This is a genomic window from Vibrio sp. YYF0003, from assembly GCF_036350715.1.
In the GTDB taxonomy this organism is placed as follows: Bacteria; Pseudomonadota; Gammaproteobacteria; order Enterobacterales; family Vibrionaceae; genus Vibrio; species Vibrio natriegens.
Genome location: NZ_JAZDWA010000004.1, coordinates 1 through 16,412 on the forward strand (window position 1 = coordinate 1; position 16,412 = coordinate 16,412).

Sequence of the window (16,412 nt, forward strand, 5' to 3'; positions counted from 1 at the left end):
TGGTTGAAAGCACCGGTCTTGAAAACCGGCATACGTTAATAGCGTATCTAGGGTTCAAATCCCTATCTCTCCGCCACTTTTAAGAAAAACCGCTGTTCTTACAGCGGTTTTTTTGTATCTGTTGTTTTTAAACAGCCTTGCAAATAAAAGTTCTGTAACGTCTTGCTTATCAAGTAAGTACTTCTTCTAAAATTTACCTTTCTCGAATCTCTTTCTGTACATTTGCTTTCGAGTTAAGTTCTTAAGTTCGCGTCGATTCTTTTCCGTGCAATAGTTTCTTCATTGGCTAGTAAGATTTCTGTGAAGCGGTGCTTTATAGGGTCCTTAATAGCATTTTGGTAAACTTAACAGAGAGATAAAGTGTGTTACTTATTTGGAGGATGAATGAAGTTACTGTACTGGTTAGATGAATGGCGAACGTATACCCGTATTGAACAGCGGTCTAAACTACCGATTTCCGGGTTTGATTTACTTGACGATGTGTATGTTAGGTATGAGTTAGTCGACCCGAATAAGCCTTTACTGTTTACCTTTTCTCCTTCTGGTACTGATGTTCAGGTACAGGATTTAAACCCGAATTTTAAACCCTGGGGTTATCAGCTCGCAGAACAGCAAGAAGTGAACATTATTGCTTTCCAGCATTTGGGTAAAAGTAATTGGTTCCGAAGTCGTAATTTGATTTTCTTTCTTGAGCAGTTATCCGAGCTATTAGCGCCCTTTAAGTGTCGTTTGGGTTATGGTCAGAGCCGAGGTGGCTTTGCTGTTGGTGCATTTTCAGAGTTGCTAAAGTTGGACCATGTCCTGCTGTTTTATCCTGTTAGTACGAAGAATAAGACTATTGTTCCATGGGATGACAGACCTAGCACTGATTTAGCTCAGCAGTTTGACTGGGAGAGTGGCTACCATGATCGAGATTTGGGTGATGCCAAAGGTTACGTTATTTATGACCCTACCAATTGCATCGATCGTCTGCATGCAGAACGTTACCCGGAACTCACGCACTTAAAAGTTGTTGGAATGGGGCACGGAACCCAATCCAACCAATTGGATAAATTAGAATTTTTTAATTCAGTGGCGGAGGAATTTATCCGCCATCAACAGATAGATATTGCCCAATTTAATGAGCAAACCAAGACTTTGTTTTTAAAAGAGGACTGATATCAGAGCCCCCTGCGATAGGGGGAATGATCACGCACTAAAAATTAAATTTTTAATACAATTGCTAGGCGCAATTTAGATGGAGGATTAATGAAGTTACTGTACTGGTTGGACGAATGGCTGACTCTTTCTCGTAAAGAGCAGGAAACCAGACTACCAATATCCGGGGAGGACTTGCTTGATGATGTCTTTGTTAAGTATGAGTTTATTGATCTTAACAAACCACTATTGTTCACCTTTTCTCCTGCAGGTACTAACTTGCAAGTACAGGACTTACATCCCGATTTCGCGCCTTGGGGCTATCGTCTAGCCCAAAAACAAAAAGTAAATATTATTTCTTTCCAGCATCTAGGTAAAAGCAATTGGTTTCGCAGCCGTAACTTGATTTTCTTCCTTGAGCAACTGTCAACGCTGCTGGCGCCTTTCGAGTGCCGTTTAGGTTATGGACTGAGTCGGGGAGGTTTCGCGATAGGGGCATTCGCCAATTTGCTTAAGCTCGACCAAGTTCTGCTGTTTCATCCGGTTAGTACCAAAAACCAAGCACTGGTGCCTTGGGATAACAGATCCAGTACTGAAATAGCTCAACAGTTTGATTGGGATGGTGATTACCACGATCTGGATCTAGGAGATGCAAGAGGCTATATCATTTATGACCCGACGAATGATATTGACCGACTTCATGCTAAGCGCTATCCAGAGCTGAAGCATTTTCGTGTTTACGGCATGGGACATGGAACTCATGCTACGTATATGAATAAATTTGGTTTTTACAAACAAGTGGCCGCTGACTTTATCCGTCATCAACAGATAGACATTGCCCAGTTTCGCCATCAAACCAAAACACTGCGCTTAAAAGAGGATTACTACCATTGCCTAAACAAGGCGAACGCAAGCTCACAACATCGTTTGAACTTACTGAGTACTGCTCATAATGTGTTAATTGATGAGAAGAAAGAGCATGTGAAAGAGCATCAGGCGCAGATTGATATTCAGCCACTGGTAGACATTGCGCTTAAGCATGAGCATGACAATCCACAAGATACGGTGCAGCTTCTAGAGGTTGCTCAACAATTGGTTCCTGGTGATCCTTTAGTTGAACATAAGCTTCAGCAATTGACTTAATCTCTATTGCAAAGCCTCGTTAGAAATAGCGAGGTTTTCCTTTCATGTGCTAATTACATTCTTATTAGCGAGCATTTTTCCTAAGTAAGAACTAGGCCACTAACCTATTCGATTGGTAGAAAATAAAAAGCCCGAGTTTTTGGACTCAGGCTCAATATAAACGTTGCACTAACTCGAATTAAAACTCTTTTGGTGCAAAGCCAGTCATTACATCCAAACGTAGCTCTTTACCGATTTTGGTCATAGGGTGAACGATGACAAGTCCGCGCACGCGTTTTTTGAGTTTGCCAATGTCCGCTTGCTCAGCTTTGGTGATTTCACGAGAAAATGGCATATCTAGCAAGCTCTTACGCTCTTTGTTCAGCTCATAACTCTGTTTGTGTTTAAGCTGATTTAGCTTTTTGGTTAATTGCTCAACTTCGTCGGTAAACTTAGAAATCATTTCGTGATCACCACGAGAACGCGCTGCATCGAGCTTACGTTGGCAGTTATCTACGCGGTTATGCAGCTTTTGAATATCAGTTTTAATGCTCATGGTAGTTAGACTCTAATTTTCAATGGCCGAGGAGTATAGCATAGCTAAAATTCTACGCTCTACTATCCTCCTCGATTCCTTATTTAGTTGATCAGTTCATTGCCTGAAACTTGCCCAGAGAAGAATACTTCTACGTTATTTAGTGTCACTGACGCGATGTTGTTGAGCGCTTCGTGAGTTAAGAAAGCTTGATGACCCGTGAACAGCACGTTATGACATGCCGACAGTCGGCGGAAAACATCGTCTACGATAATGTCGTTTGATTTATCCTGGAAGAACAACTCTTTTTCATTGTCGTACACATCCAAGCCTAGTGAGCCGATTCTGCCTTGTTTTAGCGCTTCGATTGCTGCTACAGAATCCAATAGCTCTCCACGACTCGTATTAATGATCATCACCCCATCTTTCATTTTCGAAAATGAGTCGGCATTGAGGAGGTGGTAGTTTTCTTTACTCATCGGGCAATGCAAAGTAATAATATCCGCATTGGCGTATATATCTTCAAGAGAGCAGTAACGTGCTCCCATCTCTATTGCCAGTGGGTTTTCGTAAGGATCATGGCAAAGAATTTCCATGCCTAACCCCTTAAAAATTCTCATCGCAGCAATGCCGATTTTTCCAGTACCTATTACCCCGACAGTCTTACCAAAAAAGTTGAAGCCAACTAAACCTTCCAGAGAGAAATTCGCATCCCGGGTTCGCTGATAGGCTTTGTGTAGTCGACGGTTTAGACACATCATCATACCAACCGTATGTTCGGCAACCGCTTCTGGTGAATAGGCGGGCACACGTACCACTTGCAAGCCTAGCTTTTTAGCCGCTTGTTGGTCGACCTTATCAAATCCCGCACAACGCATCGCTATAAGCTTAGTCCCGCCCTGAGATAGCTGTTTTAAAACGGGTTCTGACAGATCATCGTTAACAAATGCACAGACGACTTCGCAGCCGTGAGCCATTTTCGCCGTCTTCGTGGTCAACCGAAAATCGTGATAATGAAACTCTAAATCCCGTTGATTTTTTACTTTGTTAAAAGAAGCTTCGTCGTAGGATTTGGCGCTAAAAAAAGCAATGTTAATCATGGTTCTCTCTCGAAATCATTGTGTTCTCTAATACCGTAATGCAACTTAGGTACAATGAATAGATAAATCTGCAATACGGGCTCTGTCATACCAAAATGCCATTAACATAGGTTTTTTACGTCCCCACGTTATAATCAGATTGCTTTGTCATCATCAACTGACTAGCATATCCCTTCTCTTCTTTCCTTGTTGGCTTCTTTATTTATTAGGCGTTCTGGCGATGTCAGTAAAATGGTGTTCTTTACTTGTATGTTGTGCGTTCGTGTTCGAAGCGCAGGGTGCCGTCGATCTTGTTAAAGTCGACAAGTCGAAGCGTCGAATGTACTTGATGGAAGAAGGCGCTGTGATAAAGGAGTATCGAATTGCGCTGGGTGCTAATCCCAAAGGTCATAAACAAGAAGAAGGAGACAATCGTACACCAGAAGGTGATTATACTCTGGATTACGTGATCTATGACTCTGCTTTTTACCGTTCAGTACATATCAGCTACCCCGACCCTATTGATACGCTTGAGGCCCAGCGTCGCGGTGTCTACCCTGGTGGCAACATTAAAATCCATGGCTTAAAAAATGGAGAAACTCAAGATCCAAGCTTTATACAAAGTTTTGATTGGACCAACGGGTGTATCGCGATTACTAATGACGAGATGGATGAGTTTATTCAATTGGTTAGAAGGGGAACGCCTATTACCATTGAGTGGTAGCAGCATATCCCCCTCATGATCTAAAACAGTCTGTTACGGAAGAAACCGTGTAGGGTAATCACTGAAGATGCCATCTAAAGGTGGCAGATGTTTGAGTTTATGTGGGTTGTTCACGGTATAGCACATCACTTTATAGCCATGTTGTTGGAGTTTTTTAATCTGACGGGAGCGCACCCAATTGATGTTTAAGTTACAGCTGTAAGCGTTGACTTCTTCAAGCAGCAATTGGTCTTTTCTGGTAAGAAACTCACTCAATACACCTAAACGGTAGCCTCTGCAGTGCTCAAAGAGCGCTCTAATCACATCATGACTAAAACTAGAAAGTAAAATACTCTCTGAGGGCAGAGGGCTACCAGAAAGCACTTTGGCTAATAATTTTGCAACTGGCTCTGCGGGATGACGATCAACTTTAACTTCGATGTTTAAATTGAGGTTGTGCTCTGCGGCCAGTTCAAGAAGCTCTTCCAACGTCATGATGGTTTCACCCTTAAACTTATCACTAAACCAACCACCAAAGTCTAAGCTTTTGAGTTCATCCAATGTCAGTTCATCTATTCGCCCTTGCCCGTTACTACAGCGGTTGACCGTGTGGTCATGGCATACCACCAAAATGTTGTCTTTTGTCGGCTGAACATCGACTTCTACCCATTTCAAATCAAGGTTTATTGCAGCCAGAACGCTTATCTTTGTGTTTTCTGGGTAAGACCCTGCCACACCTCGGTGACCAATTAACAATGTATCCATGTTGTCGTTCTTCTCGTTTGGGTTGAACCCGATAGTAATCGATTTTAAGTGGTTTGGTTTAGTGGGCATCAAGTGAGGTCGATGCAACACCTTCATTTACAGCGGTATTCACAGGAATACAAATATGTTGGACTTTTACTCTATCGCAGCTCATTTTTAAAGTAGCGACTAATCTTGCAAGCGCAGAACAATACCCAGAAACGCACGGAGTTGAGCTGAGCATAAGCCTTTATGCATGTCGAAAAATTTGACGATTGGAAGGACTTGAATCCTGTATTTTGCAGTGATTTTTTAGAATTATCAGGGAGAGAAAAATGAAGATCGGTGTCATTGGCGCTGGAGCGGTTGGTGTTGGTGTTTGTAACTACTTACTCACAATGGGTAGTTTCAGCGAGCTAGTTTTATTAGATCAGAATCTGGAAAGAGCCGAAGGAGAAGTGTTCGATTTTCGTCACACAACGGCGTTAACGTTCTCTAAAAACACTCGTATTATCCCTTCGAATGACTATCTGGATTTATTAGAAGCTGACATTGTCATCGTCACTGCTGGCGCACAAATCAAACATGGGCAAACTCGTCTGGATATCGCAGAAATCAACGCCAAGATTGGGGTGGATATCGCACGTAATATAGAGCGTGTGGCACCAAATGCCATTCTTATTGTTGTCACTAACCCATGTGACATTGTTACCCATTTTATTGTCGCTAATACTGGGTTTGAAGCGAGTAAGGTGATCAGCAGTGGTTGTGTTATAGATACTGCCCGCTTGATGAGTATTGTCGCCAACCGTGTCGATCTCGATCCTAAGAATATCTTTGGTTACGTATTAGGCGAGCATGGTAGCCATTGTTTTACGCCGAAAAGCTTGATTTCTATCGCAGGCCAACCAGCGGATTATTACTGTGATACGCACAATATCAAACGAATTGATGCGGATGAGCTGTTGGAGGCGGTGAAACAAGCTGGCTATGAAATATTTCGTCGCAAGAACAATACCGTACACGGCATTGCAGCGAGTGTATTTCGGATAGTGCAGGCAGTTATCATTAACGAGCGCTCGGTGTTGCCTGTCGGAACGATGATAAAAGGGCAATATGGCGTGAATAAAGTCGTACTCAGTTTGCCAACGGTTGTGGGTAAAAATGGCGCAGACTCGGTTCTTACTCATCCATTTAGTGGTGAAGAGCTAAAAACGTTAAGAGCCATCAGTGAGAACTTACGTTCAATCGTAAAGAACGTTGCATCGTCGACCAGTTTAGAGTGTTAGCGAGTTTAAAACGGAAACCCTCGCTTAATTTCACAGAGCCTGCTTTAAAGCAGGCTTTCGTATTTTTGGTACAGATAAGTCCCTATTGCTCAGTTGTTTAACTTACAGGTGAGGAATATAATGAGAACTATTTTTATTTGAATAATAGGTTAGGCATGTCTCGAGTTTTAATCGTTGATGACGACGTTCCTCTGTGTGAACTCTTAGCGGCAGTGTTACAAGACGAAGGGTATACAGTATCTTCTGTGCATTGTGGTGAGAGTGCTCTGCAATACATGGAAAAAACACCTGTCGATTTGGTTTTGCTCGATGTTATGTTGCCGAACTTAAATGGAATGCAAGTTGCGCGTCGTGTTTGTCAGAGATTCGCTACTCCCATTCTTATGCTCACGGCTTTGAATGATGAGAACTCGATGCTTGATGGCTATCAAGCTGGAGCTGACCAATATATCGGTAAGCCATTCAATGTCGCAGAGTTACTGATGCGCATTAAAGCTATCCTTCGTCGAGTGGGTTTGGAGCGCCAACGACAAACCATTTGTAATACCGTTCAGAATATGAGTGATCAACTAAATAGCTTGCCGCTGACTAGCACTGAGGCCGAACTTTTAAGTCACCTGGTTAAAAATCAGGGAGTAGTGATCTCGAAAGCTGAGCTGCAAACGGAAGTTCTGCAAAAAGAACTCAGTCCGTTTGATCGCAATCTTGATATGCATATCAGTAACATCCGCCGGAAACTGGTTGAGGCGGGTCTTTCAAAGCAGCACATCAAAACGTTTCGTGGTAAAGGGTATAGCTATTTAGAAGCTGTGAGCATGTAATGAAGATTGTCTGCCCATCTTACATAGTAAAACGTAAAGACAGCCTTGCGTTTAAGCTGTTTAGCTACATGACGGCAATAGTCATCAGCATATTGCTTGTTCAGGACTTAACCGAACGAGCTTTGGTCAAAGCCATGCTAAAAGTCCCTGATAGTGTCAAATCAGAGATGCTAGAACTTGCCCACCAAGCAAATGAACTGATTGAATACGGTGATATGGATGAATTGGCAGATTGGGCCAACGCACAGCAATTTTACCTGTTTGTATTGAATGAGCAGCTCCAACCCATTACACATCGTTTGATGCATCCACACTTTGAATTTAAGCTTCAGTTTAAACGCAGTCTTGACTCTCAATTGGAAGACAAAGTCAATCAACCCCTTATCAATATTCCTCTGGTTAATGAACACAATTTAGTGATTGAACTCCCGCATCGTCTGCACCCTGCGAATGACTTTATCCTTTATTTTTCTATCATCAAGGTCGTGATTGCCGCGGTAATTTTGTCTTTATTCTCACTTTTAATGGCGCGTAAATTACAGCAGCCACTCGCTCGTCTCAGAGAGGCGAGTAAGAAGCTTTCTAACGGGGATTTCGACGTCAGTGTTGTGCAGGAATTAAAGTCTACCACCCGAGAGTTTAATGAGCTCGCGGAGGACTTTGACCACATGACCAGAGAGATCCACTCACTAGCGGAAAAACAACGTCTTTTGATTCGTGATGTTTCTCATGAGCTCAGAACGCCACTAGCCAGGCAAAATCTTGTGCTACACCTCTTGCGCAAGCGCGTGGGAGAAGATGAACAGGCTCTGGTTACCAGGCTCGAAGAGGAAACTAAAGAGCTAAACCACCTGATCAGCGGCATCTTAGAATTTAGCCGTCTTGAGAATGCCCGTTACGATAAAGCGACTAAACGTAATGATTTAGAAGTGCTTTTGGCACCACAAGTAGAGCGCTGCAAAATCGATCTTAAACAAGAACAAAGCTTGTCATTTGTTTCTCTTGCGACTGAGCCGAGCGCATATTGTGAAGAAACATTGGTGGTGCGTTGTCTTAATAATCTTGTTGGCAATGCAATCAAATACGCAGGCGAACGTGCCCAGATAGAAGTGGCTCTGAGCCACAAAGAAGTCAATGGCCAGCGTTATCTCGTTATGTCGGTATCTGATGATGGGCCCAGAATTGCAGAGAACAAGTTGTCCGAAATCTTTAATCCTTTTACACGCCTAGATGCATCGAGAGATAAAAACGTCGGAGGGTATGGTCTCGGGCTGGCGATTGTCAAAGAATCGATGCGAATAATGGGAGGAAGCGTTAAAGCAGAAAGCCGTCCGCAAGGTGGTTTAAACGTAAGTTTGATGTTCAGACAATAATACGACATGATGCGGCCAAGATTTTTTGTGATCTAGATCTCGTATGAATAATTCGTCATCCAATAGTTCTTTACAAAATTCTGCAAATGCAAAGAATGTAAATTTAATGCAAATGGTAATACTTATCACTTATATTCACTCGCGATATAAATAAGAGGGAATCACATTCATTGTATGTGCGACCCGAAACACAATCGGAGTGAAAGTATATGTTTACTAAGAGCCATTTGGCATTAGTGATCGGTGCGGTGTTAGCAGCACCAGCAGTGGCAGAAATTCAAACGGATGAGCATCTAGTTGTTGAAGGACGCGAGTTCGGCTACAAAGCGGATACCAACAGTACAGCGATGCGTATGGAAATGACGCAGCTAGAAACTCCGGGACAAGTTGCCGTCATTGACGAAACCGTGATTGATGAGCAACGAGCGAGTACGCTGGGTGAGGTACTGCGTAATGACGCGAGTGTAAGCGCTGGCGGCACTAGTCGTAACCGTGAACGTTTCTCGCTTCGTGGATTTGAACTAAGTAGTTCTGATGGTTTTCTAAAAGATGGTCGCCAACACTGGTCACATTACCGTCAGCCAATTGAGCTTTTAGAGCGTGTTGAAGTTTTAAAAGGTCCGTCTGGTCTGCTTTACGGTAAGTCTGAGCCGGGTGGTTTAGTCAACATGGTTTCCAAGAAGCCAACAGCCAAAACACAAGTAAGCCTGAGCCAGGACATCGGTTCAAACGAGCATTCACGTACAGTGCTTGATGTAAGTGGCTCTTTAAACGAAGCCGAGACGCTGCGTGCTCGTGCGATTTTGGCGAAGGAGAACTACAGTTCTTGGCGAACATACGGTGATGGTACAAAGCCTCAAACTGACCGTTTTGTTGGTGGTTTAGTTGCTGAGTATGACATTACCGAAAACGTTATGGTGTCAGCGCACTATGACCGTACAAAAGATGAAGGTAGCGTAGACTCAGGTGCTTACGTTGTGAATGGTAAGCCTGCGCGTGGTGACAAATACATTTGGGATGCGCAGTGGTCGAAGATCGATAACGACGTCGAAAACTATGGCATCGACATTAACGCTCAAGTAGTTGAGAACGTTAATGTCAAAGCGGGATACAACCGCCAGGACTTTGAGCGTTTTGACGTAGAGTCGTACCCGAAGTTCAATGAATACGATGCAGGTAACGTCATTGTTCACCGTGGCAACGATCGTTCAGATAACTGGGTGTTCGATACCGCTTATTTGGACGTCACGACGGGCTTTGCTCTGTTTGGTACGGAAAACACACTGTTAGTCGGCGCTAACTACTTAGATTACAGTTACGATCGCTTTATGGCGTTTCATAATGAAGCTCAGATTGCTCCGGGAGAAACGGTGCCAAAGCCTGACTATCGCAGTTCTAGAAAATGGCCAACGAATGAATACGATACTTGGGGAATCTACGCGCAAAATATGATGACCATTAACGATTACTGGCAGGTACTTGCGGGTGTTCGTTATGATGAAAAACGCAGTGATGAGTTAACAGAGAGTCAAATATCTCCGAAGTTTGGTGTGACTTTCCACCCAACATCGAATGGCTCTATTTATGTGCAATACTCTGAAAGTTTTATGCCACAAGGGCAGGTAAATGGTGAGGATTATACTAACGATGGTGAAGAACTAGACGCAGAACGCGGCATTTCTTACGAAGTTGGTACTAAGTGGGAGTTGTTTGATCAACGTCTTTACTTAACAGGCGCTTTATTTGATATCACCTTAGAGAACGTAAAGCTAACGGTGGATGCGCCAAATAATCCGGGCAAAGAGACGATTACGCAAGATGGTGAGCAAGTTCACCGTGGAGCAGAAATCCTAGCGCAGGGCTTTGTGACGGATAAGTTGTCGCTTACGGCTTCTGCAATGTATTTAGATGCAGAGATTACACAAAGTAAAAGTTACAAAGGTAATCGTCCGGCAGATGTACCTGAGTTTTCGGCGAGTGTTTGGTCTAGCTATAAAGTGCAAGACAACACTAACCTAAACCTAGGTTTGATTTATGAGGGTGATCGCTACGGAGATGCAGCGAATACCTTCGAAAAAGATGGGTATGCACGCATTGATATGGGTGTGTCATACAAGCATAAGTACGACGAAAACTTGGATATTATTGCTCGATTCAATGTAGAAAACCTATTTGATACTGAGTACTTAGCAGGTGGTGGTAGTACCGACCCTCTAGAGTATGAAGGAGCGAGCGGTGTAGTGGTTGGTGAAGGCCGAAACTACATGGCGACAATCCAGTTTAAGTACTGATAACAATCTGATTAATAAAGGGGAAGGGTCGAATTCCCCTTTAGTCGTTTTAGGAAATAGCATTTAAACTCGTATGAATCTAATTAAATCAAGTATCGCTCTGTTGATTTCATCGGTTTTGATTCCCGTTCACGCGGAAAATCTCAGCGGTGCACAAGCAGTGCAAAGTAAAACCAATCAAGCATCCGCGGCTAGTCAAAAACGCATTGATACCAGTGCGGAAAAGGCGTTGACCTTGGAGGCAGAAATCGAACAGTTGCAAGAAGAAGTCAGCAATTTAAAGATTTATCGCGATCACCTTACCAGTCTTGTGAATAGTCAGAATCAAGAAGTAAATAACTTGAATGACCAAATTGAGCAGATTGCGCACACTCGCCAAGGTGTTGTGCCGTTGATGTATCACATGCTTGACGGGTTAAAAGAGATCGTGGCGAACGATAAGCCGATTCGTAAAGCACAACGCGAAGAGCGTATTGCAAAGCTTGATTCGATGATGACTCGTGCGGATGTTGCCGATGCAGAAAAGTTTCGCCGAATCCTGGAAGCGTACCAAATCGAAATGGATTACGGCACTCGACTTGGCGTTTACCAAGGCAAGATTGATTTATCTGCGAACGAAACAGTCGAGGCCGACGTCCTTTATTTAGGTCGAGTATCGTTGATCGCACGTAGCTTATCCGGAGAAACGTTCTGGAGTTGGTCGCAACAGCAAAAAGCCTGGCAGCCACTTGGTTCTGACCAAAAAACAGAATTGGACAAAGCGTTTGCCATGGCAAACAAGCAAATCGCACCGAGCATGTTAACGTTGCCAGTGTCGCTGACCGTTGCGGAGGGCAAATAAATGATCAAAAAATGGTTATCGGTTGCATTAATCTCAGGCACTGCGTTGATGCCTCACACCACATTTGCCAGCGACACTTTGTTGCAAAAAGCGCAGCAGGAAAATCGTCAACAGCAATCACACAACGTAACGCGTGAAGCCGGCTTTAAACAATCAGAACAAGAGTTACAGTCGCTTAAAAATCAACTGGCTGCAGAGCGTGCAGCTTTACAAGCTGAAGCTGACGCTTTAAGCGCGATGTTCAGTGAAAATGAAGCTGAATTGGCACAACTTGAAGAGAAACTTCGTTTAGAGACAGGCAGCCTTGGCGAGCTATTCGGTGTTGTACGTCAGAATGCAAAAGAACTTGAATCTGAGCTTAAACATTCCGTAACGGGAGTTGACCGTAACACTTACCAGAAAGACATCGAGGCTATTGTTGCTGCGACCTCTTTGCCTACTTTGTCACAGCTTCAGGCCATGTGGCGCAGTATGGAAGAGCAGGTGAAGGCAAGTGGTGAGCTCGCGAATGTATCATTCACATTGCTTGATGGTGAAGGTCGTGAGCAGACGATTTCGGGCGCACGCCTAGGCGCGATGGCGTTACTGGATGACAACGGTTATGTGAACTGGAATGGTCAGCGTGGCGATGCGGTTAACTACCTTCGTCAGCCTGAAAATGGTCCGACAGCAAGCACACTCACTTCGGGCGAACTAGAGAGCATCGTTATTGATCCATCACGCGGTATCCTTTTGGAGCAACTTGCGAACTCGCCAACCCTGCAAGATCGCATCAGCGCTGGTGGTGTCGTGGGTAAGATCATTCTTGGCTTACTAGCTATCGGTTTAATTATTGCGCTTGTTCGTGGCGTATCGCTAATGATTGCACGTCAGAAGATCGCACAGCAACTGAAGAGCCCTGCTCAGCCACAAGATAATCCATTAGGCCGTGTTCTTGCGGTGTATCAGAAAGACAAACATCGCAGTGTGGAAGCATTAGAATTGCGTCTGCTTGAAGCGGTGGTTGATGAACAGACGCATCTGGAAAAAGGCTTGTCGATGCTGAAACTACTGGCGGCACTGGCTCCTATGCTTGGTCTGCTTGGAACCGTAACAGGCATGATCGAAACCTTCCAGGTGATCACTCAGTTTGGTAACGGCGATCCAAAAGTCATGGCTGGTGGTATTTCAATGGCGCTGGTAACGACAGTACTTGGTCTGGTTGCTGCAATGCCTCTACTTCTGGCTCACAATGTGTTGAGCTCACAAGCAGAAAATATTCGCAATATTCTTGAGAAGCAAGGCATCGGCTTAGTCGCAGAACAGGCCGAGCGCGATATGCCGAAAGGAATGAATAAAGTGAACACTGTCGCGGAGAATGCAGCGTAATGGAGCAGATCTTACTCAACACATTGGGTTTGATCAGTGAAGATTGGGCCACAACCTTGATGAGCTTTATGCAGCAAGGTGGCCAGATCTTATGGTGGCTGGCTGCCGTGGTTGCGGTGTGCTGGTTATTGGTCATGGAGCGGGTGATTTACCTGACTACGGTTTTTCCTAAAGTAAAAGCAGAGCTTCGTGATCAGTGGCTGGCAAGGTCAGAACATCACTCTTGGTACGCGCATCAAATCCGCGAAGGATGGATTGCAAAGGCGCAGATTGAATTGCGTCAGAACTTATCAACGATCAAATTGCTTGTGGCTATTTGCCCAATGCTTGGCTTGTTAGGCACGGTGACGGGCATGATTACCGTGTTTGATGTGATGGCTTCACAGGGCAGCAGCAATCCAAAATTGATGGCTTCAGGTATCTCGCTTGCCACTTTACCGACTATGGCTGGAATGGTAGCGGCGTTGGCGGGGATGTTTATTCATGCACGATTAAGCAAAGTGTGTGAACGCAGAGCCATCCAATTAGAACAATCTTTAAGGAATCAGAAGTGAGACTCGGACGCAGACCTAATCAACAAGACGAAGCTCAAGTCGATTTAACATCCATGCTTGATATCGTGTTCATCATGTTGATTTTCTTTATTGTTACTAGCTCATTTGTTCGTGAGTCAGGGGTAGAAGTCAATCGCCCGCAGGCTTCAAACGTGGTGAGCCAGAAAGATGCTGGTATTTTTATCGCGGTAACGGCAGCAAACGATGTGTATATTGACAAGCGTTTGGTCGATATCGAGCGTGTAGAAGCCTCTATCGAGCATTTGCTGCTTGATCAGCCTGATGCATCGCTTGTCATCCAAGCGGATGAGCATGCTTATAATGGTACGGTTGTAAAAGTAATGGATGCAGCAAAAGGCGCAGGCGTTAAGAACATTGCATTGGCAGCGGAGACACCTTAATGGGTAGGCTGTTACTTGCATTACCTGTGTCTTTGTTGATTTCAGTCAGCTTGTTTAGCTTTATGGCGTGGATGGTAGACAATGGCAACCAGCGTGCGCCCAAAGCTTCTGAAGCGGTTCGCTTTGACATGGTCATGGTGGAAAACGATGCAGACATACAGCGTCGTCAACGCTCGGTTCCAGAGCAGCCTGAGCCGCCGAAAGCACCAGAGCCGATGGATTTGTCTCAAGCGAACACGCAAGTTGAGCCGATGAGCCAAGTCACGCCGACCAGCGCTTTGGGCCTAAATACGGCGTTGGATGGTATTGCGATTAGTGCGCCAAATCTAAAAGGCACGATGGGTAATCAACAAGCGCTACCTCTTTATCGCGTGGAACCTCGCTATCCGAGCAAAGCTCAGAAACGTAAAGTAGAAGGTTACGTGGTGTTGCGCTTTACTATTGACGCGACTGGCCGTCCAAAAGATATTGAAGTGGTTGAAGCTGAGCCAAGTCGCATGTTTGAGCGTGAGTCGATACGTGCGCTTAGAAACTGGAAATATCAGCCAAAAGTTGAGAATGGTGTGTCAATCGAGCAGTTTGGGCAGACCGTAAGACTGGAGTTCAAGTTACCGAAATGATGAAGAAATTCCTAATTGGTGCCGTCTTATGCTTAAGCGCTTTTACGACCACCGCTAACGAGTTAAGTCAGTACACGGCTTCGCGTGTCCAGCGGGCACATGCTATGGCGCAGGAAGATAACCTCAAAGAGGCCATTTCTACACTTGAAGGATTAGATCTTTCTCGTGGTTATGATCAGGCTTTCGTCGCTCGTATGTTGGGTATTTTCTATTGGCAAAACCAGCAAATTAAGCCTGCAATTAAACAACTTGAGTATGCAGTGAACAGTGGTTTGTTGCAGGATGAACAGGCGTGGCAAACCCGTAAGATGCTGGCTGATATGCTGCTTAACGAACAACAGTTTTCCAAAGCGTTACCGCACTATTATGCGTTAAGTAAGAACGTGCCTAACAATCACAAAGCCCATGATGTTTGGTTGCGTATAGCACAGTCGCATTACCAACTAAGAGAGTGGAATAAAGTGATTTCAGCCATGGGGCGCTATGAGCAGTTTGGTCAGCCAGACAAGACAGGCCCGCTTTCGATCAAGCTTTCTGCTGAGCTGGAACTCAAAAAGTGGAAGCCAGCGATTGGCACAATAAAGCGTTTGATTGCGATTGAACCTGCACGTGTGGAATGGTGGCGTCAACTGGTCGCTTTACATCTTCGCATTAATGATAATAAGCGTGCTTTAGATTCTTTGGCTCTTGCTAAGCTTCAAGGTGTCGAACTCAGCCAGGATGATTTGAAGCTGTTAGCGCAACTGTATGCAAATCGAGGAATTCCAGAACGTGCTGCGTTGGTCTTGGATGAGCTCAATGAGATTAATTCAGACAGTAAATTGAAAGCTCAGCAAGCAACGTACTGGCAAATGGCCAAAGAGTGGGATAAGTCGATAGATAGCTGGCGCATAGCCGCGAAACTCGACTCACAGTACAACTGGAACTACTCTCAGCTACTCGTACAGGAAGGGCAGTACCAACAGGCATTGGCCGTTTTGGATGACGTTTCTGGCAGACCATCTGACGTCGCGCTTATCAAAGCTCGGGTTTATTACAAGTTGAAGCGAATTGATGATGCGCTCGCAAACGCGAAACGATCTTATGAAATGAAGCCATCCGATCAGGCAAAAAGTTGGGTGACTTATTTGTCTCAACTTCGTAAAGCAGAATCCAGTTTAAATTCTTAGATAGCTGTCAAGAACACTCAAAAAGCTCGAGGTAACACTCGGGCTTTTTTGCATTTTAACCCTCCATATTTCCAATAATCTATAGCATTTATGCAAGAGAGTTAGACTGAGTAGTCTGTACCGATCAGTAAAAATCAGCGAATTTATCTAACAAACTAGGCTGATTTCGATACAAAGCTCTGCATTGGTTAGGCAAAGATCATTAATCCAAACTCACTGGTTTTTACTTAATAACACATCATACTGCAAAGGTATCAGCCAATATTTTTCTATTGATAGAATTAAAATTAATAGATATCGGTACATTGAGAGAAGTAGCACGCAAAAAGCACAAATTTTATGCATATGAATGAAAAGTTCACTAT

Annotated in this window: 16 protein-coding genes; 13 read left to right on the forward strand and 3 right to left on the reverse strand. The window is 44.2% G+C overall.

The features are described from left to right. Nucleotides 1-384 precede the first annotated feature (384 nt). Both V1U08_RS12805 and V1U08_RS12810 read left to right on the forward strand, forming a co-directional pair. Nucleotides 385-1,158 carry a cytosolic protein gene (locus V1U08_RS12805; protein WP_065300664.1) on the forward strand — a complete coding sequence of 258 codons (774 nt, stop codon included), beginning with the start codon at nt 385-387 and terminating at the stop codon, nt 1,156-1,158. Between the two features lie 90 nt (nt 1,159-1,248). Then, nucleotides 1,249-2,280 carry a cytosolic protein gene (locus V1U08_RS12810; RefSeq protein ID WP_330470732.1) on the forward strand — a complete coding sequence of 344 codons (1,032 nt, stop codon included), beginning with the start codon at nt 1,249-1,251 and terminating at the stop codon, nt 2,278-2,280. Between the two features lie 178 nt (nt 2,281-2,458). Here V1U08_RS12810 and V1U08_RS12815 read toward each other — a convergent pair whose 3' ends face one another. Further along, the gene (locus tag V1U08_RS12815; RefSeq protein WP_014233515.1) at nt 2,459-2,815 is read right to left on the reverse strand and encodes a YibL family ribosome-associated protein; all 357 of its coding nucleotides are present in this window, start codon (nt 2,813-2,815) and stop codon (nt 2,459-2,461) included. Nucleotides 2,816-2,898: 83 nt separating this feature from the next. Further along, nucleotides 2,899-3,894 carry a 2-hydroxyacid dehydrogenase gene (locus V1U08_RS12820; protein ID WP_014233516.1) on the reverse strand — a complete coding sequence of 332 codons (996 nt, stop codon included), beginning with the start codon at nt 3,892-3,894 and terminating at the stop codon, nt 2,899-2,901. Nucleotides 3,895-4,114: 220 nt separating this feature from the next. Here V1U08_RS12820 and V1U08_RS12825 point away from each other — a divergent pair, with 220 nt between their 5' ends. Continuing rightward, on the forward strand, nt 4,115-4,597 hold the full coding sequence (locus V1U08_RS12825; protein WP_176292301.1) for a L,D-transpeptidase family protein: 483 nt from the start codon (nt 4,115-4,117) through the stop codon (nt 4,595-4,597). A gap of 33 nt (nt 4,598-4,630) precedes the next feature. Here V1U08_RS12825 and V1U08_RS12830 read toward each other — a convergent pair whose 3' ends face one another. Beyond that, nucleotides 4,631-5,341: a glycerophosphodiester phosphodiesterase family protein gene (locus tag V1U08_RS12830; protein ID WP_330470733.1), complete on the reverse strand. Its 711-nt coding sequence runs from the start codon at nt 5,339-5,341 to the stop codon at nt 4,631-4,633. A 314-nt stretch (nt 5,342-5,655) separates the two neighbouring features. On the opposite strand from V1U08_RS12830, the gene V1U08_RS12835 reads away from it, so the two are divergent. The 10 genes from V1U08_RS12835 to V1U08_RS12880 all read left to right on the forward strand — a co-directional run bounded on the left by V1U08_RS12835 (nt 5,656) and on the right by V1U08_RS12880 (nt 16,047). Continuing rightward, nucleotides 5,656-6,609 (forward strand): lactate/malate family dehydrogenase, encoded by a 954-nt coding sequence (locus tag V1U08_RS12835; protein ID WP_330470734.1) that lies wholly within the window; start codon nt 5,656-5,658, stop codon nt 6,607-6,609. A 155-nt stretch (nt 6,610-6,764) separates the two neighbouring features. Further along, a complete protein-coding gene (locus tag V1U08_RS12840; protein WP_239948067.1) occupies nt 6,765-7,430 on the forward strand; it encodes a response regulator transcription factor in 666 nt (221 codons plus the stop codon). Beyond that, the gene (locus V1U08_RS12845) at nt 7,430-8,803 is read left to right on the forward strand and encodes a histidine kinase sensor domain-containing protein (protein ID WP_330470735.1); all 1,374 of its coding nucleotides are present in this window, start codon (nt 7,430-7,432) and stop codon (nt 8,801-8,803) included. Before V1U08_RS12840 ends, V1U08_RS12845 begins: the two co-directional genes overlap by 1 nt. Before the next feature lie 209 nt (nt 8,804-9,012). Then, nucleotides 9,013-11,094: a TonB-dependent siderophore receptor gene (locus tag V1U08_RS12850; protein WP_268669443.1), complete on the forward strand. Its 2,082-nt coding sequence runs from the start codon at nt 9,013-9,015 to the stop codon at nt 11,092-11,094. A 73-nt stretch (nt 11,095-11,167) separates the two neighbouring features. Next, nucleotides 11,168-11,935 (forward strand): DUF3450 domain-containing protein, encoded by a 768-nt coding sequence (locus V1U08_RS12855; RefSeq protein ID WP_014233523.1) that lies wholly within the window; start codon nt 11,168-11,170, stop codon nt 11,933-11,935. Continuing rightward, nucleotides 11,936-13,303: a MotA/TolQ/ExbB proton channel family protein gene (locus V1U08_RS12860; RefSeq protein ID WP_330470736.1), complete on the forward strand. Its 1,368-nt coding sequence runs from the start codon at nt 11,936-11,938 to the stop codon at nt 13,301-13,303. Continuing rightward, on the forward strand, nt 13,303-13,857 hold the full coding sequence (locus V1U08_RS12865; protein ID WP_330470737.1) for a MotA/TolQ/ExbB proton channel family protein: 555 nt from the start codon (nt 13,303-13,305) through the stop codon (nt 13,855-13,857). The genes V1U08_RS12860 and V1U08_RS12865 overlap by 1 nt, the downstream gene beginning before the upstream one ends. Beyond that, nucleotides 13,854-14,258, forward strand: a complete 405-nt coding sequence (locus V1U08_RS12870) for an ExbD/TolR family protein (RefSeq protein WP_014233526.1) — start codon at nt 13,854-13,856, stop codon at nt 14,256-14,258. The genes V1U08_RS12865 and V1U08_RS12870 overlap by 4 nt, the downstream gene beginning before the upstream one ends. Further along, the gene (locus tag V1U08_RS12875; RefSeq protein ID WP_014233527.1) at nt 14,258-14,878 is read left to right on the forward strand and encodes an energy transducer TonB; all 621 of its coding nucleotides are present in this window, start codon (nt 14,258-14,260) and stop codon (nt 14,876-14,878) included. The genes V1U08_RS12870 and V1U08_RS12875 overlap by 1 nt, the downstream gene beginning before the upstream one ends. After that, nucleotides 14,875-16,047 carry a tetratricopeptide repeat protein gene (locus tag V1U08_RS12880; protein WP_330470738.1) on the forward strand — a complete coding sequence of 391 codons (1,173 nt, stop codon included), beginning with the start codon at nt 14,875-14,877 and terminating at the stop codon, nt 16,045-16,047. The genes V1U08_RS12875 and V1U08_RS12880 overlap by 4 nt, the downstream gene beginning before the upstream one ends. Nucleotides 16,048-16,412: the final 365 nt, after the last annotated feature.